The organism is Pseudomonas psychrophila HA-4 (assembly GCF_000282975.1).
GTDB classification, from domain to species: domain Bacteria; phylum Pseudomonadota; class Gammaproteobacteria; order Pseudomonadales; family Pseudomonadaceae; genus Aquipseudomonas; species Aquipseudomonas psychrophila_A.
Genome location: NZ_ALJC01000018.1, coordinates 42,230 through 65,930, shown reverse-complemented (window position 1 = coordinate 65,930; position 23,701 = coordinate 42,230). Strand labels below are relative to the sequence as shown.

The window sequence follows — 23,701 nt, the reverse complement described above, 5'->3', positions numbered from 1 at the left end:
GTGTAGGCGCTGCCGCGGGCTGCGATGGGCTGCGTAGCAGCCCCTTACCTCTAAAAGCGAAGGTCCTGCGGACCTTATCGCAGCCTTCGGCAGCGGCTACAGGCTTTACCTCTAAATCAAGCCAGGGCTACGAACAGGTCCTGCACGTCGTCCTGTTCTTCAAGCTTGGCCAGGAACTCTTGGACTTCAGCCATTTGCTCGTCAGTCAGGCTGGTCACCGGGTTCTTTGCCAGGTAGCCCAACTTGGCCGACAGCACCTTGAAACCCTGCTCTGGCAAGGCCTTTTGCACGGAGTCAAGATCAGTGATTTCGGTGATGAACAAGGTGGTGCCTTCTTCTTCACCCGGCTCAAAATCCTGGGCACCGGCTTCGATAGCGGCCATCTCTGGATCAGCGTCTGGCGTATCAGGCGTGGCTTCGATCATGCCGACATGGTTAAAGTCCCATGCAACCGAACCCGAAGCGCCCAATTGGCCCTTGCGGAACGCTACACGGATCTCGGCAACGGTACGGTTAACGTTGTCAGTCAGGCACTCCACGATCAGCGGCACTTGATGCGGGGCAAAGCCTTCGTAGGTTACGCGGTGGTATTGCACGATGTCAGTACCAATACCGGCACCTTTGTTGATCGCACGCTTGATGGTGTCCGCAGGCATCGAAGCTTTTTTGGCTTGCTCATAAACCAGGCGCAAATGCGAGTTCATGTCCGGGTCAGCGCCGTTACGGGCCGCTACTGTCAGCTCCTTGGCCAACTTACCGAAAATTTTGCCGCGTGCATTGGCGGCGTCCGCTTTGTGTTTAACCTTCCACTGTGCGCCCATTACTCACTCTCTCAATCGGGTGTGTCGCGGCATTGATTGGCCGTCGAATGGGCGCAAGTTTATACGGCTAAAAGTCGTCAATCGACCAAAAAATCCAAATTACGCGCCCAACTCCATAAACGCCTTGATCAACCGCAGCTGCGCGCGGCGCTCAATACAGCCCAGCATATGGCGGTTGATGAGCCCTGAACCGTTGATCGGCACCGCACCTACCCTCGGGTCGTGACTGACTTCAGCCGACGACACAATACCGACGCCCAACTGTGCTGCCACCGCTTCGGTGACGGCTTCACGGCTATCGAGTTCCAGCAGCACACGTGGACTGACACCGGCTGCGTGACAGGCATTATCAAAGGTGCGGCGGGTAATCGAACCGGGCTCGCGCAGCACCATGACCACCGTGTCGAGTTGCGCAATATCAACACCTTCCTCCAGCGCCAACCACGGATGACTGGCGGGCACCAGGGCACAAATCCGCGATTCACTCAGTGCGCGCAGGGTCAGACCTTTACGCGGCTCAACCTCAGTCAGCACCGCCACATCGACATGCTCGGCGAGCAGCGCGGCCAAGGTTTCCTGAGCATTGCCCAAACGCAAATTGACGGTAATCGCAGGATAGCGCTCGCGCAGGCTTGCCAGCATCGGCATCACCAAGTGGGGGCCGTCTGCAGCCACCTCCAGCCGTCCGCTGAGGAGTTGCCGATTGGCCTCCAGCAACACCTGCGCCTCATCCACTAGGCCAAACATGGCACGGGTAATGGCCGCCAGCTTGGTGCCCTCCTCGGTCAATTCAACACGCCGCGCGGTACGCCGCAGCAACGTGATTTGGTAGTGCTCCTCAAGGGTCTTGATATGCCCGGTAACCGCGGGCTGGCTGATGAACAGGCGCGCAGCCGCCCGCGTAAAACTGCCTTCACGGGCCACTGCATCAAACGCGCGGAGCTGAAATAAATTCATAACTATAAGTCTCACCGATGACTGGCATAACAATAAACAATTTGATTGATGCACGCTCGAACTGCAACTTATGCCGGGTATTGAGTCGCCACCCCCAACGCTTGTGAGGAACCCAGAATGACCCCTGTTGCGCCGATCCTGCTGACACCGGGCCCGCTGACCACCTCGCCACGCACCCGCCAAGCAATGATGGTCGATTGGGGCTCATGGGATGAGCGCTTCAACCAACTGACCGCCAGCCTCTGTGAACACCTGCTGGCGATCATCAATGGCGGCGCCACTCACCACTGCGTGCCATTGCAAGGCAGCGGCACATTTGCGGTCGAGGCCGCGATTGGGACGCTGGTGCCGCGGGACGGCCATGTGCTGGTGCTCATCAACGGTGCCTATGGGAAACGCGTGGCGAAAATCTGTGAGGTACTCGGTCGTCGTTTCACGACCTTTGAAACCGCCGAAGACCGGCCAACCACCGCAGACGACATAGACAACCTGCTGCTTGCTGACCCGGGCATCAGCCACGTTGCATTGATTCACTGCGAAACCAGTACCGGGATTCTGAATCCACTGCCTGAGATCGCTGCAGTAATCGCCCAACATGGCAAACGCCTGATTATTGATGCGATGAGCTCATTCGGCGCGCTACCTGTCGACGCACAAAAAGTCCCGTTCGATGCGCTGATCGCTGCCTCCGGCAAATGTCTAGAGGGCGTACCCGGCATGGGGTTTGTGTTCGCCTGCAAAAAGTCGCTGGCCAATGCGGCGGGCAACTCGCAATCGCTGGCGTTGGACCTCCAAGACCAGCACGCCTATTTGGCCAAGACCGGCCAGTGGCGCTTCACCCCGCCGACCCATGTGGTCGCGGCACTGCATGAAGCACTGCTGCAACACAACGAAGATGGCGGTTTGCCTGCACGCTATCAGCGCTATGCCAACAACTGCCGGACATTGATCGATGGCATGGCAAAACTAGGGCTGCGTAGCTTCCTGCCCGACGCGATACAGGCGCCGATTATCGTCACCTTTCATGCTCCAAACCACCCGTGCTATCAGTTCAAAACGTTCTACGAACGGGTCAAATCCAAGGGTTTCATCCTGTACCCCGGCAAATTGACCCAAGTCGAAACATTCCGCGTGGGCTGCATCGGGCACGTCGATTCGGCCGATATGCACGCTGCCGTGAATGCCATAGCCGAAGCGTTGCGCGAAATGGAAGTGCTGGATACCTGACCCAGTTTTCCCTCAAGACGTTGCAAATTCTTTCGTGCGGCCTAGGTCGCTCACACAGGATTCACAGAAATGAACTACATCAACCCAAGCAAACTTCAGGCAGCCATTCTCGACTGGGCCGGTACCGTCGTCGACTTCGGATCGTTCGCCCCTACTCAGATTTTTGTCGAGGCGTTTGCCGAGTTCGACGTGCCCGTTTCTATCGAAGAAGCCCGTGGCCCGATGGGCATGGGCAAATGGGACCACATCCGCACCCTGTGCGACCAACCGCAGATTACCGAGCGCTACAAAAAAGTGTTTGGCCGTGCACCGACCGACGACGATGTCACCGCGATTTACCAACGCTTCATGCCGCTGCAAGTCGAGAAAATCGCTGAACATTCAGCGCTGATCCCCGGCGCACTGCGCACGATCACCGCGCTGCGCGAGCAAGGCATCAAAATAGGTTCGTGCTCAGGCTACCCGGCACAAGTAATGGCCAAAGTGGTTGAACTGGCCGCAATCAATGGCTACGTCGCTGACCACGTCGTGGCGACCGACGAAGTGCCCAACGGCCGCCCATGGCCCGCTCAGGCGCTGGCCAATGTGATCGCCCTGGGCATTGATGACGTGGCTGCCTGTGTGAAAATCGACGACACCGTGCCCGGCATCCTCGAAGGGCGTCGTGCTGGCATGTGGACAGTCGCACTGGTGTGCTCCGGCAACGCACTGGGCCTGACCTACGAGCAATACTGCGCGCTGGACACCGACAGATTGAACGCAGAGCGCAAACGTATTCATGCGCTGTTCGAGGGCTCGCGCCCGCACTACTTGATAGACACCATCAGCGACCTGCCGGACGTTATCAGCGACATAAACAAACGCCTAGCCAATGGAGAAATGCCACAAAGCAGCTAATCGGACCCTACAGACGCGAACTTGCCTCACGATCTTTTGATCTCCAAAAGATCGCGAGCAAGCTCGCTACAACCTTGAATCAAGATCAGTTTGAATCACGCTTTTTTCAGTAATTCGACCCACTGACTGTAAGCATCGATAAAAGCCTGCAAGAACGGACGGGTTTTTTCCGACAAAGCCCCCGACTCATCGAATGCACTGCCAGCACCGCCCAAGTAAGCCTCTGGCTGTTGCAGGCATGGTACGTTCAAAAATACCAGTGATTGACGCAAATGGTGGTTGGCGCCAAAACCACCGATAGCACCCGGAGACACACTGATCACAGCGCCAGGCTTGCCGCTCCAAGCACTTTTGCCATAAGGGCGTGAGCCCACGTCGAGGGCATTTTTAAGCGCCGCCGGAACCGAACGGTTGTACTCAGGTGTCACAAACAGCACGGCATCGGCCTGCTGCACCTGATCACGAAAAGCACTGTAGGCGGCAGGTGGCGGGGTGATATCAATGTCTTCGTTATACAGTGGCAAATCGCCGATCTCGACAATGTTCAGTTTCAAATTCGCGGGGGCCAACTCTGCCAAGGCACGGGCTACTTTTCGATTGAGCGAATCTTTCCTCAAACTGCCAACTAGCACTGCTACGTTGTAGACCTTGCTCATGGAAAACTCCGAGTCTGTGACGGTAGGAAGATTAGTTATAGATGATCGGGCGCCTTTCTTGCACCTCTGTTTACCCTATCGGCCTACAAGCCTGTAAAGTAGCCGGACTATTTTTTCCAAATCGTTAAACTTCCCCTACTGATCAACGGTCTACAGAACCGAAAATTGGGTGTTTATCTCCAGAGGTTCTCTACAAATGGCTGCAGTTTTAGTTGGGCAATTTCATGCAAGAGACGCGGAAGGCCGCGTGTATTCAGTGCATGAGTTTAAAAATTCCGATACCCCAGACGGTCAGCCCGTAATCACCTACAAACTGGCTATTGGCGATCGTGTAACAAAAATCAGTGACACTGAGTTCAAACTGGTCCAATCAGAAGTCCAGCTGATTCGTGAGCCTGAAAATCCAGTGACACAAAAGCCTGACACGCTCGAAACATCGGTGTAACTCTCTACTCCCGGCATACCGCAGAAGTCACAGGATGAGACTTGGGTCAGGCTTGGCAACGCTGAAACCTCATCCGTCGAACATGGACTTCACGCATGCGTTTACGTCACATCGAAGTGATCCAGGCTATTTTGCAAACCGGCAACCTCGACCATGCGGCCGAGTTGCTGCAATTGCCTGTGGCCACTCTCAGTGCCGCGCTGCATGAAGCCGAGCAACAGCTCGGCTTCATGCTGTTTGCCAGCGTTCGCGGACGGCTCCAGGCCACGCGCGAAACCCTCCTGCTTCAACCCCTGCTCAATCAGCTGTATCTCGACGTTGAGCCACTGCGCAGGCTTGGCGAAGCGCTGCGCCAGCATCAAGAACCGACCTTGCGCGTGGTGTGTAGCGAAACACTGGCACATCCCTTACTGCCCCACAGCATTGCAACACTCAGAAGGCGCTTTCCTGACACACCCGCCACCTTGAGTTGCCAACAGCCCAGCGAAATCGTGCGCAGCCTGTTAATGGGCGAAAACGACGTAGGCCTTAGCTTGCACCCTACCGAGCAGCCAGGCATTGACTGCCTCAAACTGGTTCAGGGCAAGGTTCAACTGCTGGCGCCACATGGCTGGCTATCCCCCAAGCAAAAGTACATAGCCCTGCAAGACTTGGCCGGGCAAGCCATGATCGGACTGCAACAGCACGACCCGTTGAGCCGGGCTCTGGACAGCAAATTACACACCTTGCGCCCGACGCCGGTGGTGCACATTGAGGTGCAGAGCTATCAGATGATGCGCAGCATGGTTGAGGCGGGCGAAGGGCTGGCGTTGGTTGATCCGTTCACAGCGATTGGTGCCAAATCCAGCGGGCTAGACGTGTGCCCCTTATCACCTGCGGTTCCGGTGACGCTGTATGCGTTGACGCGTAAAGGCTCAGAGCCCGGCCCGGCGCTTAAGGCCCTGCTCGATATCGTGCGTGAAAAAGCTGAGGCTTTGCTGGCGGACCAAGGTGTTGTATCACTTTAATTGTCGGCATTTGTAGCCGCTGCAGAAGGCTGCGATAAGGTCCGCAGGGCTACAGATTAGAGAGACTTCTCAAACAGCAGGTACCAAAAGATCGCCACTTCGCAGGTCTGCGGGTCGATGCCGCGATAGCGTAAATAGTCGATGCCGCCTACCTGATACCCACAACGCTCATACAAGCGGCAGGCACCGATGTTGTTGTTTTGGGTTTCAAGCACGATGCCCGGCAGGTTTTTCTTGTGGCTCCAGAACTTGACCACGTCCAGCAAAGACTTAGCCACCCCATGGCGACGGGCAAAGGCCGCGACGGCCAGTTCATCAACATGGGCGAAACCATTCCAGTTAGTGCTGACCACTACGTGCCCAACAGGCTGATCATCCAGATAGGCCATAAAAATTGCGCTGTCCGGTGCTCCCCGGTAGCTGGCAAACTCATCCGGGTCAATGCCATAACATTTGCGATAGGGCGTGATCATATCCAAAGGCCAGTGCTCGACCTTTTTATGGCGGTCGGCACGGGCATAGGCATTCACTTCAAAACTGAAATCATTGCCCCACACATAGGGGGCAAAACCTTCATCTGCCAAACGAACCGAGACAACAGGTTCGTTGGGGCTCATAACCAGGCGCATGAAAAATCCCTCTTTCTTGCTGTGAAATCCTCCTGCGCAAGCCATCGCAACCTGCGACAACCAGAACAACCCCCGCAGGCTTACTGAAAGGTCTGGCCTTTGGCCTCGACAATCTGCGCCCATAAAGACGGACCTCCTGCCGATTTGGCAATGGTCTCAAGGCGCGCAGCATGCTCGGCCAAGTCGCTTTCACTTGCACGAATAATCCGACCAGTTTGACGATCCGCTGACAAACGGCGAATTTCGCTGGCCTGATTACCTGAACCCTCGCCAGAGCCATTACCATCTGAAGCATTGCCTGCCAATGACAAGCTGGTCTGGCCGCCGGTCATGGCCAGATAGACATCAGCCAAAATCTCGGAGTCGAGCAACGCGCCGTGCAACTCACGGCCCGAGTTGTCAACGCCATAGCGTTTGCACAAGGCATCGAGGCTGTTGCGCTGCCCTGGGTGACGCGCCCGCGCCATCATCAGGGTGTCGAGGATCGAGCAATGCTGCGTCAGGTCTGTGCGATCCGACTGCCCGATCAGGGCAAATTCGTTATTCAGAAAGCCCACGTCAAACGCGGCGTTATGAATGATTAACTGCGCGCCTTTGATGAAGTCAAAAAACTCATCGGCCACTTCCCCAAAACGCGGTTTGCCGACCAGAAATTCGTTGGTAATGCCGTGGACGCCGATGGCGCCCTCGTCGCTTTCACGATCGGGTTGCAGATACACGTGAAAATGACGGCCCGTCAGGCGACGCCCCATTAACTCCACGCAACCAATCTCGATCACCCGGTGGCCATCGGTGACAGGCATACCGGTGGTTTCGGTATCGAGTACAACACTACGCATACTTGGCGCCTCTCATTTCATCCACACCGCGATTGGCCAACTGGTCGGCACGCTCATTACCCGGATGGCCAATGTGCCCACGAACCCATTGCCATTTAACCGTGTGCCGATTGACCTGCTCATCGAGCAATTTCCACAGGTCGGCGTTTTTCACCGGCTCTTTGGCGGCGGTTTTCCAACCGCGCTTTTTCCAGTTGACCATCCACTCGGTGATGCCTTTCATCACGTATTGCGAATCGGTGACCAACAACACGTCGCACGGACGCTTAAGTTCTTCCAGGCCTCTAATGGCCGCCATCAGCTCCATGCGGTTGTTGGTGGTATTGGGTTCGCCGCCCCAGAGTTCTTTCTCAACGCCCTGGCAGACCAGCAAAGCGCCCCAGCCACCCGGGCCAGGGTTGCCCTTGCAGGCACCATCGGTGAACATTTCAACGCTATCGCTCATTGCAAACTATCCAAAAAGGCTGCTACGGCCTGTCAATCAGCTAATGATCGACAGCACCTGAGGCCGGGCTAACCCGACCCGATATTAAATTAGGGTTCTGTATGACGCCGATTGACCTTGGCCATCTGCAAGGGAATCAGCTTGCCCTTCGGCTCTCGGCGTAATGGCTTAACAGGACGCAAGCCCACCACCATTTTGCGGGCAACCAATACATAGAAGCCGCCACCGGCCAATTGCCAGCTACCCGCCTTACGCTCCCAACCTGACAATCGACCTTGCCACGCCTTGGAAGCAAGCGGCGGACGATAGCATCCGAAGCGGCGTTTCTCCAGCGCAAAGCCCAGCAGATTCAGCCAGTCCGCGACCCGTGAAGGTGAAATGCAACGCGCCTTGCGCAGCGCATCTTTGGCGAAAACATGCCGTAACCCCCAACTGCTCCACGGGTTGATGCCCACGATCAATAAATGCCCGCCGGGGCGCACGCTACTGGCCGCTTCACGCAGCAAACCGTGGGGCGACAGGCAAAAATCCAGACCATGCTGCAACACCACTACATCGGCAGCATGCTCGCATAACGGCCAGGACTGCTCTTCACAGATAATCTCGACCCCCGGCAAAGGCGCACCTAAACGCACATTGCGTTGTACTTGCGGCGCTTTGGGCGGCGTGTCGGCACCCGGGCCGTAGTGCACCAGATAACCGCCAAAATAGCGCCCCAGCTCTTCCTCAAGCAGCCGCTGCTCGTCTTCCAGCAACAACTGGCCAAGGGGGCCAGACAGCCATTCGCGGGCCGAGCTGATCAGTGCTAGCCACTCAGGATCCGCCTGAGCCAATGCTTTATCGGTCATTGCTCTTCCACCTCGCCATCCACCCGTTACAAAACTTACGCGCGGCTGACGCTTTAATGCGGCTCGCAATAAAGCGTCAACAGCCCCTAAGATGCGCCATTGTTTCGCACTTGGGAATTGCACCATGTTACAGATCGACGCCCTGCCCGCCTTTAGCGACAACTACATCTGGTTGTTACAGGATACGACTCAAAAGCGCTGCGCCGTGGTCGATCCGGGTGACGCCGCGCCCGTCCTAGATTGGTTAAACCAGCACCCGGGCTGGGTACTCAGCGATATTCTGGTCACCCACCATCACTTCGACCACGTAGGCGGTGTTGAGCAATTGTGTAACAGCACCGGCGCCAAAGTCTGGGGCCCGGCGCTGGAAACCATCCCCGCACGGCACGTGGCTCTGAACGATAACGATCAGATCAATGTGCTGGGCCATGAGTTCAAGGTGTATCTGGTACCTGGCCACACCCTGGGCCACATTGCGTACTACCACGACGATGCTTCAACCCCGTTGTTGTTTAGCGGCGATACCTTATTCGCTGCCGGCTGTGGCCGGTTATTCGAAGGCACGCCCGACCAGATGCACCACTCGCTGAGCCGACTGGCAGGTTTGCCAGCGCACACAGGGGTGTACTGCACTCACGAGTACACCCTGAGCAACTTGCGCTTTGCCCACGCCGTAGAACCAAACAACCCGGATATTGCCGCTAGAATTGCGCAAGTGACAGCTTGGCGTGCAGAAGGAAGCATCAGTTTGCCCTCCAGCATTGCCCTCGAACTGCGCACGAATCCCTTTTTACGGGTCAATGAAACATCCGTTAAAGAAAAAGCTGACGAATGGAACAAGCAGGACAATGACTCGCCCAGCGCGGTCTTTGCCAGCTTGCGTAGCTGGAAAGATAAGTTCTAATCAGGGTCGCGGTTGGCACAAAAATTCTGAACGGTTGACCGCGTCCCCCCTGCTTTCTAGAATCGCCCGACATTTTTGCCCGAAACTATCTTTCAGCCAATGTCGTCATCTATAGGTAATTCCATCAGTTCAGACGCATTGACGCGCTTGGCTAAAGCCATCGCGGTGGCTGTGGCCGCCACATTGGCAGGCTGCCAAAGCTTCGATCACTCGACCCAAACCGTCGAACGCCCCAACCTGAAACTGACCAAACGTATTGCGCAAGAGCCGCTCTGGCTCAAGGAAAAACCTGGCCCCGCAGCCCCACAAGATGTGTGGGAGCGGATGCGCCAGGGCTTCCAGTTGCAAGAAGGCCTGGGCGTCAACCCGCGAATCGAACAACAACGCTTGTGGTTTGCCAGCAACCCTTCATTTCTACAAGGCGCCGGCGAGCGCGGCAGCCTGTACATCCACTACATCGTCGAACGCCTTGAAGAACGCAACATGCCACTCGAACTGGCGTTATTGCCCGTAATTGAAAGTGCCTACAACCCAATGGCGTATTCCCACGCCAATGCGGTCGGGCTCTGGCAGTTCATTCCCTCGACCGGTCGTTATTTCAATCTGCGTCAAACCCGCGCCTACGATGGACGTCGCGACATTACCGCCTCGACATTGGCTGCCATGAACTACCTGACGCGTCTGCACGACATGTTCAATGGTGACTGGCTGTTGGCACTGGCCGCCTACAACGCCGGCGAAGGCACCGTTAGCCGGGCCATAGAGCGTAACGAAAAGCTTGGTTTGCCAACCGACTACTGGAACCTGCCTCTCCCGCAGGAAACCAAAGACTACGTCCCCAAGTTGCTCGCGTTGTCACAAGTGGTTTTGGCCCCTGAAGCCTATGGCATCAACCTGAACCCGATTGCCAACGAACCTTACTTCGAAATGGTCGAAATCAAACAGTCCATGGACCTGTCCCGTGTGGCCGCCCTGGCTGAGATCGACGAAGACGAAATGTTCCAACTCAACCCAGCCTACAAACAGCGCGCCACCACTGATGGCCCGCAGAACTTGTTGGTGCCAACCTCTAAAGCACGGCTTCTGACAGCCAGCCTGTCGAACCTCAAGCCTGAAGAACTGATCAGCATGCGCCCCAAAAAGGCGGTGTTCGACAATGTGGCGAGTCATACACCCGCACGCCTTAATCGCAAATACCGGGTTAAAAGTGGCGACAATCTGACGTTGATTGCCAGAACCAATAAAGTCGATGTTAAAGACCTGCAACGCTGGAACAACCTCAGCGGCAAAAATCTCAAGGCTGGCCAGACTCTGGTCATGCAAGACACACGTAAACCGGTCGCTAAAAAAACCACCACCTACACGGTGAAAAAAGGTGATTCGCTGTACATCGTTGCCAAGCGTTTCAATGTTGAGATGCAGCACCTCAAACGCTGGAATCCCACTTCGGCCAAGGCGCTCAAACCCGGACAGGTGCTGACGGTCTACAAACCACACTAAGCACGTCTGGCGAGTTGAATGCGGGCAATCACACTCCTACAAAATTGCAGGAAGTGGATTGCCCGTAACGCTTTCTGGCGTGGCCTTTTTCCTACAGATACAAGCTGTTACTGTACGGAAACCTTAAGCCCAATGCCCGGATCGAATACCTGACTTGATGCGTCCCCTTCTACTGATTTTGATCAATCTGGCTTTGAGCTTCCCCGCAAGCGCAACCCTGAGCGAAAGCCACGGTTATGCACAGTTCGGCACACTCAAATACCCGTCTACATTTACCCATTTCGATTGGGTTAACCCCGACGCGCCTAAAGGCGGGACGCTGCGGATCATGGCGTTCGGCACCTTTGACACGCTCAACCCCTACACCTTCAAAGGCAGCAGCCCGGTATCGACGGGCAACTTTCTGCAATATGGTGTCAACGAGCTCAACGAAACCCTGATGGCGGGTACGGGCCAATACGCCCCCTCAGGCGATGAACCCACCTCCAGCTATGGCTTAATTGCACAGTCGGTGGAATATAACGAAGACCGCAGCTGGGTAGTTTTTAACCTACGGCCGGAGGCGCGTTTTCACGATGGCACCCCGATCACCGCCTACGATGTAGCCTTTTCTTACAACTTGCTGCTCAAAGAAGGTCATCCCCAGTACCGAACCAACCTGCAAGAAGTCCAGCGCGTGGACATCCTAGGCCCCAAGCGCATTCGTTTTGTCTTCAAGCGTGCGGGTAACCCGTTGCTGATTCTGCGACTGGGCGAGTTGCCGGTTCTGCCTCAGCACTACTGGGCGAAGCGCGACTTTAAGGCCACCACCTTTGAGCCACCGCTGGGCAGCGGGCCATACCGCATCACCAAGGTCACCCCCGGTCGACAGGTGGTGTTCGAGCATGTCAAAAACTGGTGGGGAGCCAACCTGCCGGTCAATCGCGGCAAATACAATTTCGACCGGGTGGAAGTGGAGTTTTACCGTGACAGCGACGTCGCGTTTGAAGCCTTCAAGGCCGCAGAGTTCGACATTTATATCGAGCATCAGGCCAAGAACTGGGCCACAAGTTACAACTTCCCGGCGGTACGACGTGGTGATGTGATCAAGGCTGAAATCACGCACAAAATCCCGACCCAAACCCAGGGGCTGTTTATGAACAGCCGACGCAGCACCTTCGAGCACGCAAAGGTTCGCGAAGCGCTGGGGCAAATGTTCGACTTCGAGTGGACCAATCGCACCTTGTTCTACGGCGCTTACCAACGCGCCGCGAGCTTTTACCCCAACAGTGAGTTTTCGGCCAGCGGCATTGCCCAAGGCCACGAATGGTTGATGCTTTCGCCTTGGCGCAGTCAGTTGCCACCCGAGCTGTTCACCCAAGCTTTTAACCTGCCCAAGACCGATGGCCGCGGCATCCCCCGCGAAACCATGCGCCATACGCTGGAGCTACTGGCACAAGGTGGCTGGAAACTCTCCGGCCAGCGCCTGCTCAACAGCGAAGGTAAACCGTTAAAGTTCGAAATATTACTGGTCAACCCTAACCTTGAGCGCATATTGCAGCCGTACGTAGAAAACTTGGCCAGTATCGGAATCGAGGCCCGTCTGCGTACCGTGGATCGCGCACAGTACAAACAACGACTGGATCAATTCGACTTCGACATGATCCTCATGACCCTCGACCAAACCCTGAGTCCGGGCCTTGAACAGTGGCAGTTCTTCCACTCCTCTCAGGTCAACGTCAAGGGCAGTAAGAACTATGCAGGGGTTGCCAACCCGGTGGTCGATCAATTGCTTGAAAAGCTGCTCGCCGCACAAACTCGTGAGGAGCAACTGGCTGCTGGTCGGGCACTGGACCGCGTCTTGCTCTGGCAGCACTACATCATTCCCAACTGGTATCTGAACTACCACCGCTTGGCGTACCGCAACCGGTTCGCCTTTGTGACTACGCCGCCTTATACCTTGGGCCTTAGCGCGTGGTGGATAAAGCCTACGGAGAAAACCCAATGATGCCTTTGCGTACGTGGCTAAAACCTCTGACCAGCCTGTTATTGGCCAGCCTGACCAGCGTCGTGCTGGCAGCACCGCAACATGCGTTGACGCTCTACGATGAGCCGCCCAAATACCCGGCCAACTTCAAGCATGTGGACTACGTCAACCCGGATGCGCCCAAAGGCGGGACCTTTCGCAAGTCTTCGACGGGCAGTTTTGACAGCCTTAATCCGTTTATCAACAAAGGCGTGCCCGCCGATGATATTGACCTGACTTTTGACACCTTAACCCGTCAGACGCTGGACGAACCCTTTACCTCTTATGGTTTGATAGCGGAAAAAATCGAAAAAGCACCCGACAATAGCTGGGTACGGTTTTACTTGCGGCCTGAGGCCAAGTTCAGCGATGGCCACCCGATTCGCGCCGAAGACGTGGTCTTTACCTTCGATACGCTGATGAAAAACGGTTCACCGCTGTACAAGGGCTATTACAGCGATGTCGACAAGGCCATTGCGGAAAACCCGCTGCAAGTGAAGTTCACCTTCAAGCACAACAAAAACCGCGAACTGCCGCTGATTCTGGGCCAACTGCCGGTGCTGCCCAAACATTGGTGGGAAAGCCGGGACTTCTCCAAGGGCAACCTTGAGATCCCTGTCGGCAGCGGCCCCTACACCATCGCCGAGATCAAACCTGGCCGCTCAATTCGCTACGAGCGCAATAAGAACTACTGGGGCAAAGACCTGCCCATCAACAAGGGCCTGTACAACTTCGACGCCATTACCATCGATTACTTCCGCGACAACAGCGTTGCGTTTGAAGCGCTCAAAGCCGGGCAATTCGATTACTGGTTCGAGATCAGTGCCAAGAATTGGGCCAGCGCCTACAACGCCCCGGCGTTCACCCAGGGCCGTTTGAAAAAAGAAGAAATACGCAACCACAACCCGACCGGCATGCAAGGGTTTGTGTTTAACCTACGCAAACCGATGTTTCAGGATGTACGTGTTCGCGAAGCGCTGAGCCTGTTGTTCGACTTTGAGTGGGCCAACAAACAGTTATTCAGCGGCGCTTACGCCCGCACCGGCAGTTACTTTGAAAACTCGGAAATGGCCGCCAAAGCCCCGCCCACTGAGGCAGAGCTGGCTATTTTAGAACCACTGCGCGGCCAGATCCCGGACAAAGTCTTCACAGACGTCTTCAAACCGAGTGTCACCGATGGCAGCGGAATGATCCGCGACCAGCAACGCCGCGCCTATCAATTGCTCCAAGAGGCAGGCTGGCGGATTGTCGACGACAAGATGGTCGACGCCCAAGGCAAGCCGGTCAACATTGAGTTTTTGTTGGCGCAATCAGAGTTCGAACGCATTTTGCTGCCTTACAAACGCAACCTCAGCGACTTGGGCATCGATATGCAAATTCGCCGTGTCGACACCTCCCAGTACCTGAATCGCCTGCGCTCACGGGATTTCGACATGATTGTTGGGGGGTTCCCACAGTCCAACTCTCCTGGCAGCGAGCAACGCGAGTATTGGGAGTCGCAGAGTTACGACAAGCCCGGCAGTCGCAATTTCATCGGCCTCAAAGACCCAGCCATCGATCAACTGACAGAAGGCCTGGTCAATGCCGAAACCCGGCAAAGCCTGATCGACCATGCCCGAGCGCTGGATCGCGTGTTGCAATGGGGCTTCTATGTCGTCCCTAACTGGCACATCAAAACCTGGCGCGTGGCTTACTCAAGCAACATTGGCCACCCGGCAGTGACTCCTCTGTACGACATCGGAACCACAACATGGTGGGCAAAACCTGACGCCGAGCCCGTCACTGCGACTAAACCCACTAGCGAAAGCCTGGAGCCTTAAATGCTGGCGTATATATTCAGGCGACTGCTGCTGATTATTCCGACGCTATTCGGGATTTTGCTGATCAATTTCATCATCATCCAGGCGGCTCCCGGCGGCCCGGTCGAGCAGATGATTGCCAAGCTCGAAGGCTTCGACGGTGCGACGAGCCGCATCGCTGGCGGTGGCTCCGAGGTCTCGGTAGCAGGCTCTAACTACCGAGGCGCGCAAGGTCTGGACCCAGCGCTTATCCAGGAAATCGAAAAGATGTACGGGTTCGACAAGTCAGCCCCCGAACGCTTGTGGATCATGATCAAGAACTACGCCCAACTGGACTTCGGTGAGAGCTTTTTCCGCGACGCCAAGGTCATCGACCTGATCAAGGAAAAAATGCCAGTCTCCATTTCGCTGGGGCTGTGGAGCACGCTGATCATGTATTTGGTGTCGATCCCGCTGGGGATCGCCAAGGCGACGCGACACGGTAGCCACTTTGACGTCTGGACCAGCTCGGCAATCATTATCGGTTATGCGATACCGGCCTTTTTGTTTGCCATTCTGCTGATTGTGGTATTCGCCGGGGGCAGCTACCTGGACTGGTTCCCGCTGCGCGGCCTAACCTCCAACAATTTTGAGCAGATGAGTTGGGGCGGCAAGATCCTCGATTATTTTTGGCACCTGGCGCTCCCCATCACCGCTCTGGTAATCGGTAACTTCGCGACCATGACCTTGCTGACCAAAAACAGCTTTCTGGATGAGATCAACAAACAGTACGTGGTAACCGCCAAGGCCAAAGGGCTGACCAATCATCGCGTGCTCTACGGGCACGTGTTTCGCAACGCCATGTTGCTGGTGATCGCGGGCTTCCCGTCAGCCTTTATCGGCATCTTCTTTACCGGCGCATTACTGGTTGAGGTGATTTTCTCGCTAGACGGTCTGGGCTTGATGAGTTTTGAGGCGGCGATCAATCGCGATTACCCGGTTGTCTTTGGCACCTTGTTTATTTTTACGCTAGTCGGACTGGTGGTGAAGTTGATCGGCGACCTCTCATACACCCTGGTTGATCCGCGCATCGACTTTGAAAGCCGGGAGCATTGAGATGAAACTCTCCCCTCTAAACCGACGACGTTTCGAACGTTTCAAAGCCAACAAGCGTGGCTGGTGGTCGCTGTGGATTTTTCTGGTGCTGTTCGGGCTCAGCCTGGGTGCCGAACTGATCGCCAACGACAAACCCTTAGTGATTCATTACGACGGCGACTGGTATTTCCCAGCCCTAAAACGCTACCCCGAAACAGATTTTGGCGGCGAGTTCCCACTCGAAGCCAACTACAAAAGCCCGTACATCCGCGAACTGCTGGCCAAGAAAGACGCCTTGGTCGTTTGGCCACTTATCCCGTACAGCTATCAGAGCATTAACTACGACCTGAAAGTTCCGGCACCTGCGCCACCCTCGGCCGAAAACTGGCTAGGCACCGATGATCAGGGGCGAGATGTGTTGGCCCGGGTCATTTATGGCTTTCGAATTTCAGTGTTGTTCGCCCTTACGCTGACTGTTTTGAGTTCGATTATTGGCGTGATCGCGGGCGCCCTTCAGGGCTTCTATGGCGGCTGGGTCGACCTCGCAGGCCAGCGCTTTCTGGAGATATGGTCCGGTTTACCGGTGCTCTACCTGCTCATCATTCTGGCCAGCTTCGTGCAGCCAAACTTCTGGTGGCTACTGGGGATCATGCTGCTGTTTTCCTGGATGAGTCTGGTTGACGTAGTCCGCGCCGAATTTCTGCGTGGGCGGAATCTAGAATATGTGCGCGCTGCCCGTGCGCTGGGCATGCAAGACATGGCAATCATGTACCGCCATATCCTGCCCAATGCCATGGTCTCAACCATGACCTTTATGCCGTTTATTTTGACCGGCGCCATTGGCACGCTCACCGCGCTGGACTTCCTGGGCTTTGGCCTGCCTCCGGGCGCACCGTCACTCGGTGAACTGGTAGCCCAAGGCAAATCCAATCTGCAAGCGCCGTGGCTAGGCATCAGTGCCTTTGCCGTGCTGGCCATCATGCTCAGCCTGCTGGTATTTATCGGCGAGTCCGCTCGCGATGCCTTCGATCCGAGGAAATGAGATGACGCAGGACAATCTGATCGAAGTGCGCGACCTCGCCGTCGAGTTTTCCACGGGCGAGCAATCACACCGCGTGGTGCAAAGCATCAATTTCGACATCAAGCGCGGCGAAACCCTGGCATTGGTGGGCGAAAGCGGCTCGGGCAAGTCAGTGACCGCACATTCCATTCTGCGGCTGCTGCCCTACCCTATGGCGCGTCATCCGAGCGGTAGCATCCAGTACGCCGGGCAAGACTTGCTGCATCTGGACGAGAAAAAACTCAGGCATATCCGTGGCAATCAAATTGCCATGATTTTCCAGGAGCCCATGACCTCGCTGAACCCCTTGCATAGCATTGAAAAACAGATCAATGAAGTGCTGGGCATCCACAAGGGGCTAACCGGCAAAGCTGCCACACGACGCACCCTTGAGCTTCTGGAGCTGGTAGGCATCCCAGACCCCCACAAACGCCTTAAAGCGCTGCCTCACGAGCTGTCAGGCGGCCAGCGCCAGCGTGTCATGATCGCGATGGCCTTGGCCAACGAGCCTGAGTTGTTAATTGCCGACGAACCGACCACTGCGCTAGACGTGACGGTACAGCTGAAAATTCTGGATTTGCTGAAGGATTTACAGGCGCGGCTGGGGATGTCGTTGTTACTGATAAGTCACGATTTGAACCTTGTTCGACGAATTGCACATCGAGTATGTGTCATGCAGCGTGGTTGCATCGTCGAACAAGCATCGTGCGAACAGTTGTTCCGCTCACCGCAGCATCCATACACCCGGGAACTGCTCAGCGCAGAGCCCAGCGGAAGCCCAGCCAACACGGTTAGTGGCCCGCCGTTGCTGGAAGTCGAGGACCTAAAAGTATGGTTCCCGATCAAAAAAGGGTTGTTGCGCAAGACCGTTGATTACGTGAAAGCGGTCGACGGAATAAACTTCAGCCTACCTCAGGGCCAGACCTTGGGCATTGTCGGAGAAAGCGGATCGGGGAAATCGACCTTGGGTCTGGCGATTTTGCGTTTGATTGCCAGCAAAGGCCCGATCAGTTTTGAAGGTAAACGTCTAGACTGTTTGTCGCGACAAGAAGTAAGACCCCTGCGACGGGAAATGCAGGTGGTGTTCCAGGACCCGTTTGGCAGCCTCAGCCCACGCATGAGCGTCAGTGAGATTGTCGGCGAAGGATTGCGCATCCATCGCATGGGAACACCCGAGGAGCAGGAAAAGGCAATTATTGAAGCCTTGAGAGAAGTAGGTCTGGATCCGGAAACCCGGCACCGCTACCCTCACGAGTTTTCTGGCGGGCAACGGCAGCGCATCGCCATTGCCCGGGCACTGGTATTAAAACCGGCGCTCATTGTGCTAGACGAGCCAACCTCAGCGCTGGACCGAACAGTACAGCGCCAGGTAGTCGAGTTGTTACGCTCGCTGCAAGCCAAGTACAACCTGACATATTTGTTTATCAGCCATGACCTGGCGGTAGTCAAAGCGCTGAGCCACCAACTGATGGTGGTCAAGCACGGCCAAGTGGTCGAACAGGGTGATGCGCAAAGTATCTTTGCCTCACCGCAACATCCATATACACAACAGCTGCTGGAAGCCGCCTTTTTGGCACCAGTGGCTGTCGATTAACCTGATAGAGGAACAACACATGGGTTTTCTCGCCGGTAAGCGCGTCCTGATCGTCGGTGTCGCTAGCAAATTGTCCATCGCTTCTGGCATTGCTGCCGCCATGCACCGTGAAGGCGCTGAACTTGCTTTCACTTATCAGAACGAAAAGCTTAAAGGCCGCGTTGAAGAGTTCGCAGCAGGCTGGGGTTCTAACCCGGAACTGTGCTTCCCTTGCGACGTTGCCAGCGATGAAGAAATCGCCAAGGTTTTCGAAGAGCTGAGCAAGAAATGGGACGGCCTGGACTGCATCGTTCACTCCGTAGGTTTCGCCCCTGGCGACCAACTGGACGGCGACTTCACAGACGCTACCACCCGTGAAGGCTTCCGTATTGCTCACGACATCAGCGCCTACAGCTTCGTGGCCTTGGCCAAAGCTGGCCGCCCGATGATGAAAGGCCGCAATGGCAGCCTGCTGACCCTGTCCTACCTGGGTGCAGAGCGCACTATGCCTAACTACAACGTGATGGGCATGGCCAAAGCCAGCCTGGAAGCGGGTGTACGTTACCTGGCAGGCAGCTTGGGCCCTGAAGGCACTCGCGTTAACTGCGTATCGGCTGGCCCGATCCGCACGCTGGCAGCTTCTGGCATCAAGAACTTCCGTAAAATGCTCGCTGCCAACGAAGCGCAAACCCCGTTGCGTCGCAACGTGACCATCGAAGAAGTCGGCAACGCCGGCGCCTTCCTGTGCTCCGATCTGGCATCGGGCATCAGCGGCGAAATCATGTACGTAGACGGCGGCTTCAACACCACCGCAATGGGCAGCCTCGAAGAGTAATCTCTTCGCTGTAGCCTTTACGTAAACGCCCGGTGCATTGACTGCACCGGGCGTTTTGCGTTTAAGGCCTAAAATATCCTCACGCAATGGCAAAAGAGCGGCGACGATCATGAGCCTGATCCACTGCCGCCGCACCAAAGGAGGCCTACCAAGTCTATGCAAGGCGTATTCGCTCGTCGCTTACAGCCCTAAATACTTGAAGCAGCAAATACCCGCAAACGGTGACCGTCAAGATCAAGAGCAACAAACGTGTACCCGAAATCCATATCTACGGGTGTTTGTACCACCCTCAGTCCGCCCGTACTCCAAGCTTGATAGGTTGAGTCAACGACAGCGCGATCTGCCACCGAGAAGGCTACTTCACCCGCAGTTCCAACATCGGATACCGCTGGTTCTACAGTGTGCTTAGACCAGAGGCCCAGCATGAGCCCTGACCCAAGAGGAAACAGTGCAAACGTCGCCGAGGCTTCTATCGGTTCAATCTTTAGTAAATCGGTGTAGAACTTCGCGCTGGCCTCTGGGCTGTCGACGTACAGAATGAAGAAATTAGGTGCGATCACTGGGGTTACCATAAGGTGAAAGAGAGAGGGAGCTATTGGCGTAGCGCCTGCTAGCCCGAACCAGACTATGTCCTCTCGTTACCCATTTCTGTCAGCAGTGATCACTGTTGATCGACGATACCTTGGTGAAGCCGCCAAGCCTTGAGTAGGGCTTGCCGCCTGCGTGGGTAGCGTTCTTGCAACGCGGTGAAGGTCATGATCCTGTCTGCGCGAAAATGACGGAAACCATTACGCAGCTCGCACCACGTCACCAAAACGCGAGAGTCATCAAAGTAGCCAAGCGCGAACGGCCAGATCGTCCGAGAGGACTCTATGCCCTTCAGATCCCTGTAGATGATTTCCGCTTTCAGTTCTGCCTTGATGGTATTCCGAATGATCGGTTGTGCGATTGCTGAGTGCATCATCGAGGTACCTGGCCCGACGAGTAATGCAGAAGCCTCGAGCTCGTCTCTCAAGGCCGAAGGTAGAACTGTGGCAATTTTACTAAGGGCATTTCTTGCCGCGTGCCCCAGACGCTCGTCAGCACGTCCGGCTACCCAACGTGAACCCAGCACGAGAGCCTCTATCTCCTCTTCGGTGAACATCAAGGGAGGAAGTGTGAACCCTGGATGCAGGACAAACCCGAGTCCGGCAACGCCCTCGATACTTGCCCCTTGCTCCTTCAAGGTACCTATGTCCCTGTACAGGGTACGTAGGGTGATACCAAGTTCACTCGCTAAAACTGCGCCGGCGACCGGAAAACGGTGGCGCCGCAAAATTTCGATCAAAGCTAAAAGACGTTGGGAGCGAGTCATATCAGAGATTCAAAAGGTGATTATCGACAGGCTTTCATAACTAGAAGGGTAATTTCAACTAAGGACAGCGACATTGGCAGCACCCATTGGATTGGCGCTTACCTCTGATCTAGCCGGCACGTCTCATCGGGCATGATTCTTATGTTTGCTTGAGGAATGCTCTTACACGCCTGCGGACATAGCAGACGAGTGATATTACCAAAATGCTGCCGCCTAGATGGGAGCCCGTTGAATAACGCACGGTGTAGTGGCGGACGCTTATGGTGTTTGTCTAGAAGCAAGTGCTCCACGCGATCTTTTGGTTTTATGTCGCGCATAAAAATGGCCGCTCAGTGAGCGGCCATTTTTTGTGAAGCTATGAAGAGCGCTTAGTAGCGATCAACCTTGGCTTCGTTTTCCAACTGCTTACGGTAGGCAGCAAAGTCTTGCTGGCCAACACGCGAAGCAAGGAAGCGACGATACGACGCTTTCTCTTCTTCAGTCGGCTTCGCGGCATCGTTAACACCGTTCAGACGCAATACAACCACGGTGCCATCAGCCAAGGTAACGCTGCCAAATGTCGGCTTGTCCTTGGACGCTGGCTTAGGCATGCGGAACACCGCTTGTAACACGGCAGGATCCATACCGTCCTGGCCTCGCGAAACGGCTTCCTGAACCTTCCACGACTGACCATCAACGGGCTGGTTCAACGGCAATTTGCCATCGCGCAAGCCTGCAATGATTTCGTCGGCCTTGGTTTTAGCTGCCGCACTCGCGTGCTCTTTAACCAGTTGTGCGCGAATGCTCGAAGCAACGGCTTCCAGAGGCAACTGCTCTGGCTTGCGATGCTCTTTAACACGCAGTACGACAACAGTCTCAGGGTCAAGCTCAAGCGCGGTGCTGTTGGCACCCTCGTCCATCACTTCAGTGCTAAATGCGGCTTGAACGACAGCACGGTTAGCAGCAACGCCCTCGCCACCTTCACGGCCAAACGGCGCCGAGGTGTGGACGGTCAGTTTCAAGTCCTGAGCAGGCTGGGCCAGATCAGAGGCTTCAAACGCAGAGTCCTCGAGTTGCTTGGTCGCATCAACAAAGCTGCGCTCAACCTGTTGTGTTTTCAGATCACGCGTTAGTTTGTCTTTCAGGCTGGCGAACGTCGGTACTTCCGGCGCTTCGACACCCAGCAGCTTGATCAAGTGGTAACCAAAGCTGGTGCGAACGGGCTCCGACACTTGGTCTTTTTTCAAGGCATATTCAGCCGCTTCGAAGACCGGATCGTAAACACCCGGGCCCGCATAACCTAGGTCACCGCCATTGGCAGCCGAACCCGGATCTTGAGAGAACTCTTTGGCCAGAGCCTCAAAGCTTTCGCCTTTGGCCAGACGTTGTTGAATGTCTTCAATTTTGGCTTTGGCTTGCACGTCGCTGACTTTGTCGTTGACTTCAATCAGGATGTGCGCAGCGCGACGCTGTTCCGCCAAGTTGGCGATTTCTTTCTGATAAAGCGCCTGTAGCTCATCATCTTTGACCGCCACCTGATCAAAGAAGGAAGACTTCTTCAATTCGATGTAATCAATTACGACTTGGTCAGGCGTCATGAATTCTTTGGCGTGCTTGTCGTAGTAAGCCTTGATTTCTTCTTCGCTGATTTTCACCGCAGCAGGATCTGCCTTGATGTTCAGGGTAGCGAAATCACGGGTTTGCTTTTCAAGGCGAGCGAAAGCGTTCACTTGTTCATCGGTCACAAAACCGCTGCCTGCCAAACCTGCGCGCAACTGACCAATCAGCATTTCTTGGCCTAGCATTTCGCGAAATTGCAGACGGCCGTAACCCAGTTGACGAATTACCTGATCGAAACGCTCAGGGCTGAATTGACCGTTGTCCTGAAACTCAGGTGTCTGCAGGATGACTTGGTCCAAAGCAGCTTCAGAGAAGGAAAACTTCGCGTTGTTGGCGCCTTGCAGCAGCAGCTTGCGATCGATCAACCCTTTGAGGGCAGCTTCGTGCAGCATTTTTTCGTCCAACAACGAAGCGTCGAAATCTTTGCCCAATTGTTGCATCAACTGACGACGTTGCATGTCTACAGCTTGGCTGAGCTCAACTTGAGTGATTTCCTCACCATTAACCTTGGCCGCATCCTTGCTGGTAGAGGTGGCTTGAAAAATCGCATCGAAACCGGTCAACGCCATGAGCGCGACGATGACACCGATGATGGTCTTGGCAATCCAGCCTTGTGAATTGTCCCTGATATTTTGCAGCATGCTTCCCCCAGAAACGGTCTTGCACAATGAGCAACCGTGGAGCGTGGGTAGAGTCCGGATAGAAGAAAGGCGCATCCGAGGATGCGCCTTCTCGTAACTGGCGGAGCGGACCGGGCTCGAACCCGCGACCCCCGGCGTAACACGTCAATGCGAGATTGACCATACTACCGCTCCGCTGCCAAGCCTGGCGTGCGCCTGACCCGGTTGGGTAAAGGTGTAGCAGAAACTTAGTTAACCGCTTCTTTCAATGCTTTACCGGCTTTGAAGCCTGGTTTTTTAGCAGCAGGAATTTCCAGCGTTTTACCAGTCTGTGGGTTACGACCCGTGCGAGCAGGACGATCGGTTACAGAAAAAGTACCAAAACCAACCAGTACCACAGAGTCGCCGGCCTTAAGAGCGCCAGTGACGGATTCGATTACTGCGTCCAGCGCACGGCCAGCTGCAGCTTTCGGGATATCAGCAGATGCAGCGATAGCATCAATCAGTTCCGACTTGTTCACTCTAAGTCCCCTTATATCTATCTGAGTATGTTTCTAAAGTTTTTTGGTAAAACCTGAACGTTTGCCTGAGTGCTGCGGACACTTAT

At 55.4% G+C, this 23,701-nt stretch carries 23 protein-coding genes; 12 read left to right on the top strand and 11 right to left on the bottom strand.

Features of this window, described 5'->3' with window-relative positions; all coding sequences use genetic code 11:
- Positions 1–116: 116 nt before the first annotated feature.
- Together B347_RS0102130 and B347_RS0102125 are read right to left on the bottom strand one after the other, a co-directional pair.
- Complete coding sequence (locus tag B347_RS0102130) at positions 117–821, bottom strand: YebC/PmpR family DNA-binding transcriptional regulator (protein WP_019408064.1); 705 nt, start codon at positions 819–821, stop codon at positions 117–119.
- Positions 822–920: 99 nt separating this feature from the next.
- On the bottom strand, positions 921–1,778 hold the full coding sequence (locus tag B347_RS0102125; RefSeq protein WP_019408063.1) for a LysR substrate-binding domain-containing protein: 858 nt from the start codon (positions 1,776–1,778) through the stop codon (positions 921–923).
- 117 nt (positions 1,779–1,895) lie between these two features.
- On the opposite strand from B347_RS0102125, the gene B347_RS0102120 reads away from it, so the two are divergent.
- Together B347_RS0102120 and phnX are read left to right on the top strand one after the other, a co-directional pair.
- Positions 1,896–3,005, top strand: a complete 1,110-nt coding sequence (locus tag B347_RS0102120) for a 2-aminoethylphosphonate--pyruvate transaminase (protein ID WP_019408062.1) — start codon at positions 1,896–1,898, stop codon at positions 3,003–3,005.
- A 69-nt stretch (positions 3,006–3,074) separates the two neighbouring features.
- Positions 3,075–3,902 (top strand): phosphonoacetaldehyde hydrolase, encoded by an 828-nt coding sequence (gene phnX, locus B347_RS0102115; protein WP_019408061.1) that lies wholly within the window; start codon positions 3,075–3,077, stop codon positions 3,900–3,902.
- 95 nt (positions 3,903–3,997) lie between these two features.
- On the opposite strand, the gene B347_RS0102110 is transcribed toward phnX, so the two are convergent.
- On the bottom strand, positions 3,998–4,558 hold the full coding sequence (locus B347_RS0102110; RefSeq protein ID WP_019408060.1) for an NADPH-dependent FMN reductase: 561 nt from the start codon (positions 4,556–4,558) through the stop codon (positions 3,998–4,000).
- 196 nt (positions 4,559–4,754) lie between these two features.
- Here B347_RS0102110 and B347_RS0102105 point away from each other — a divergent pair, with 196 nt between their 5' ends.
- Both B347_RS0102105 and B347_RS0102100 read left to right on the top strand, forming a co-directional pair.
- The gene (locus B347_RS0102105; RefSeq protein ID WP_019408059.1) at positions 4,755–5,003 is read left to right on the top strand and encodes a hypothetical protein; all 249 of its coding nucleotides are present in this window, start codon (positions 4,755–4,757) and stop codon (positions 5,001–5,003) included.
- 95 nt (positions 5,004–5,098) lie between these two features.
- Positions 5,099–6,010 carry a LysR substrate-binding domain-containing protein gene (locus B347_RS0102100; RefSeq protein ID WP_019408058.1) on the top strand — a complete coding sequence of 304 codons (912 nt, stop codon included), beginning with the start codon at positions 5,099–5,101 and terminating at the stop codon, positions 6,008–6,010.
- Between the two features lie 56 nt (positions 6,011–6,066).
- On the opposite strand, the gene B347_RS0102095 is transcribed toward B347_RS0102100, so the two are convergent.
- From B347_RS0102095 to B347_RS0102080, 4 genes are all read right to left on the bottom strand, one after another.
- Positions 6,067–6,639 carry a GNAT family N-acetyltransferase gene (locus B347_RS0102095; RefSeq protein WP_019408057.1) on the bottom strand — a complete coding sequence of 191 codons (573 nt, stop codon included), beginning with the start codon at positions 6,637–6,639 and terminating at the stop codon, positions 6,067–6,069.
- 80 nt (positions 6,640–6,719) lie between these two features.
- Positions 6,720–7,478, bottom strand: a complete 759-nt coding sequence (gene dnaQ / locus B347_RS0102090; RefSeq protein WP_019408056.1) for a DNA polymerase III subunit epsilon — start codon at positions 7,476–7,478, stop codon at positions 6,720–6,722.
- Positions 7,471–7,923, bottom strand: a complete 453-nt coding sequence (rnhA, locus tag B347_RS0102085; protein WP_019408055.1) for a ribonuclease HI — start codon at positions 7,921–7,923, stop codon at positions 7,471–7,473. The genes dnaQ and rnhA overlap by 8 nt, the downstream gene beginning before the upstream one ends.
- Before the next feature lie 89 nt (positions 7,924–8,012).
- A complete protein-coding gene (locus B347_RS0102080) occupies positions 8,013–8,771 on the bottom strand; it encodes a methyltransferase domain-containing protein (RefSeq protein ID WP_019408054.1) in 759 nt (252 codons plus the stop codon).
- A gap of 124 nt (positions 8,772–8,895) precedes the next feature.
- Here B347_RS0102080 and gloB point away from each other — a divergent pair, with 124 nt between their 5' ends.
- The 8 genes from gloB (at position 8,896) to fabI (ending at position 19,521) form a co-directional block, all read left to right on the top strand.
- The gene (gene gloB, locus B347_RS0102075) at positions 8,896–9,675 is read left to right on the top strand and encodes a hydroxyacylglutathione hydrolase (protein ID WP_019408053.1); all 780 of its coding nucleotides are present in this window, start codon (positions 8,896–8,898) and stop codon (positions 9,673–9,675) included.
- A 99-nt stretch (positions 9,676–9,774) separates the two neighbouring features.
- Entirely contained in the window at positions 9,775–11,175 is a 1,401-nt protein-coding gene (locus B347_RS0102070; RefSeq protein ID WP_026013937.1) for a LysM peptidoglycan-binding domain-containing protein, read from the top strand.
- 157 nt (positions 11,176–11,332) lie between these two features.
- The gene (locus B347_RS0102065; protein WP_019408051.1) at positions 11,333–13,162 is read left to right on the top strand and encodes an extracellular solute-binding protein; all 1,830 of its coding nucleotides are present in this window, start codon (positions 11,333–11,335) and stop codon (positions 13,160–13,162) included.
- The gene (locus B347_RS0102060; protein ID WP_019408050.1) at positions 13,159–15,000 is read left to right on the top strand and encodes an extracellular solute-binding protein; all 1,842 of its coding nucleotides are present in this window, start codon (positions 13,159–13,161) and stop codon (positions 14,998–15,000) included. Before B347_RS0102065 ends, B347_RS0102060 begins: the two co-directional genes overlap by 4 nt.
- Positions 15,001–16,074, top strand: coding sequence for a microcin C ABC transporter permease YejB (locus tag B347_RS0102055; RefSeq protein ID WP_019408049.1), 1,074 nt, complete (start codon positions 15,001–15,003; stop codon positions 16,072–16,074).
- A 1-nt stretch (position 16,075) separates the two neighbouring features.
- The gene (locus tag B347_RS0102050) at positions 16,076–17,095 is read left to right on the top strand and encodes an ABC transporter permease (RefSeq protein WP_019408048.1); all 1,020 of its coding nucleotides are present in this window, start codon (positions 16,076–16,078) and stop codon (positions 17,093–17,095) included.
- Position 17,096: 1 nt separating this feature from the next.
- Positions 17,097–18,707: an ABC transporter ATP-binding protein gene (locus B347_RS0102045; RefSeq protein WP_019408047.1), complete on the top strand. Its 1,611-nt coding sequence runs from the start codon at positions 17,097–17,099 to the stop codon at positions 18,705–18,707.
- Between the two features lie 19 nt (positions 18,708–18,726).
- Complete coding sequence (gene fabI, locus B347_RS0102040) at positions 18,727–19,521, top strand: enoyl-ACP reductase FabI (RefSeq protein WP_019408046.1); 795 nt, start codon at positions 18,727–18,729, stop codon at positions 19,519–19,521.
- Between the two features lie 188 nt (positions 19,522–19,709).
- Here the strand turns inward: fabI and B347_RS0102035 are convergent, their stop codons facing one another.
- The 4 genes from B347_RS0102035 to B347_RS0102020 form a co-directional block, all read right to left on the bottom strand.
- The gene (locus tag B347_RS0102035; protein ID WP_019408045.1) at positions 19,710–20,093 is read right to left on the bottom strand and encodes a VOC family protein; all 384 of its coding nucleotides are present in this window, start codon (positions 20,091–20,093) and stop codon (positions 19,710–19,712) included.
- Positions 20,094–20,182: 89 nt separating this feature from the next.
- A complete protein-coding gene (locus B347_RS0102030) occupies positions 20,183–20,875 on the bottom strand; it encodes a helix-turn-helix transcriptional regulator (protein WP_019408044.1) in 693 nt (230 codons plus the stop codon).
- A gap of 368 nt (positions 20,876–21,243) precedes the next feature.
- A complete protein-coding gene (locus B347_RS0102025) occupies positions 21,244–23,115 on the bottom strand; it encodes a SurA N-terminal domain-containing protein (protein WP_019408043.1) in 1,872 nt (623 codons plus the stop codon).
- Positions 23,116–23,342: 227 nt separating this feature from the next.
- Positions 23,343–23,615 (bottom strand): HU family DNA-binding protein, encoded by a 273-nt coding sequence (locus B347_RS0102020; RefSeq protein WP_003183171.1) that lies wholly within the window; start codon positions 23,613–23,615, stop codon positions 23,343–23,345.
- Positions 23,616–23,701 lie beyond the last annotated feature (86 nt).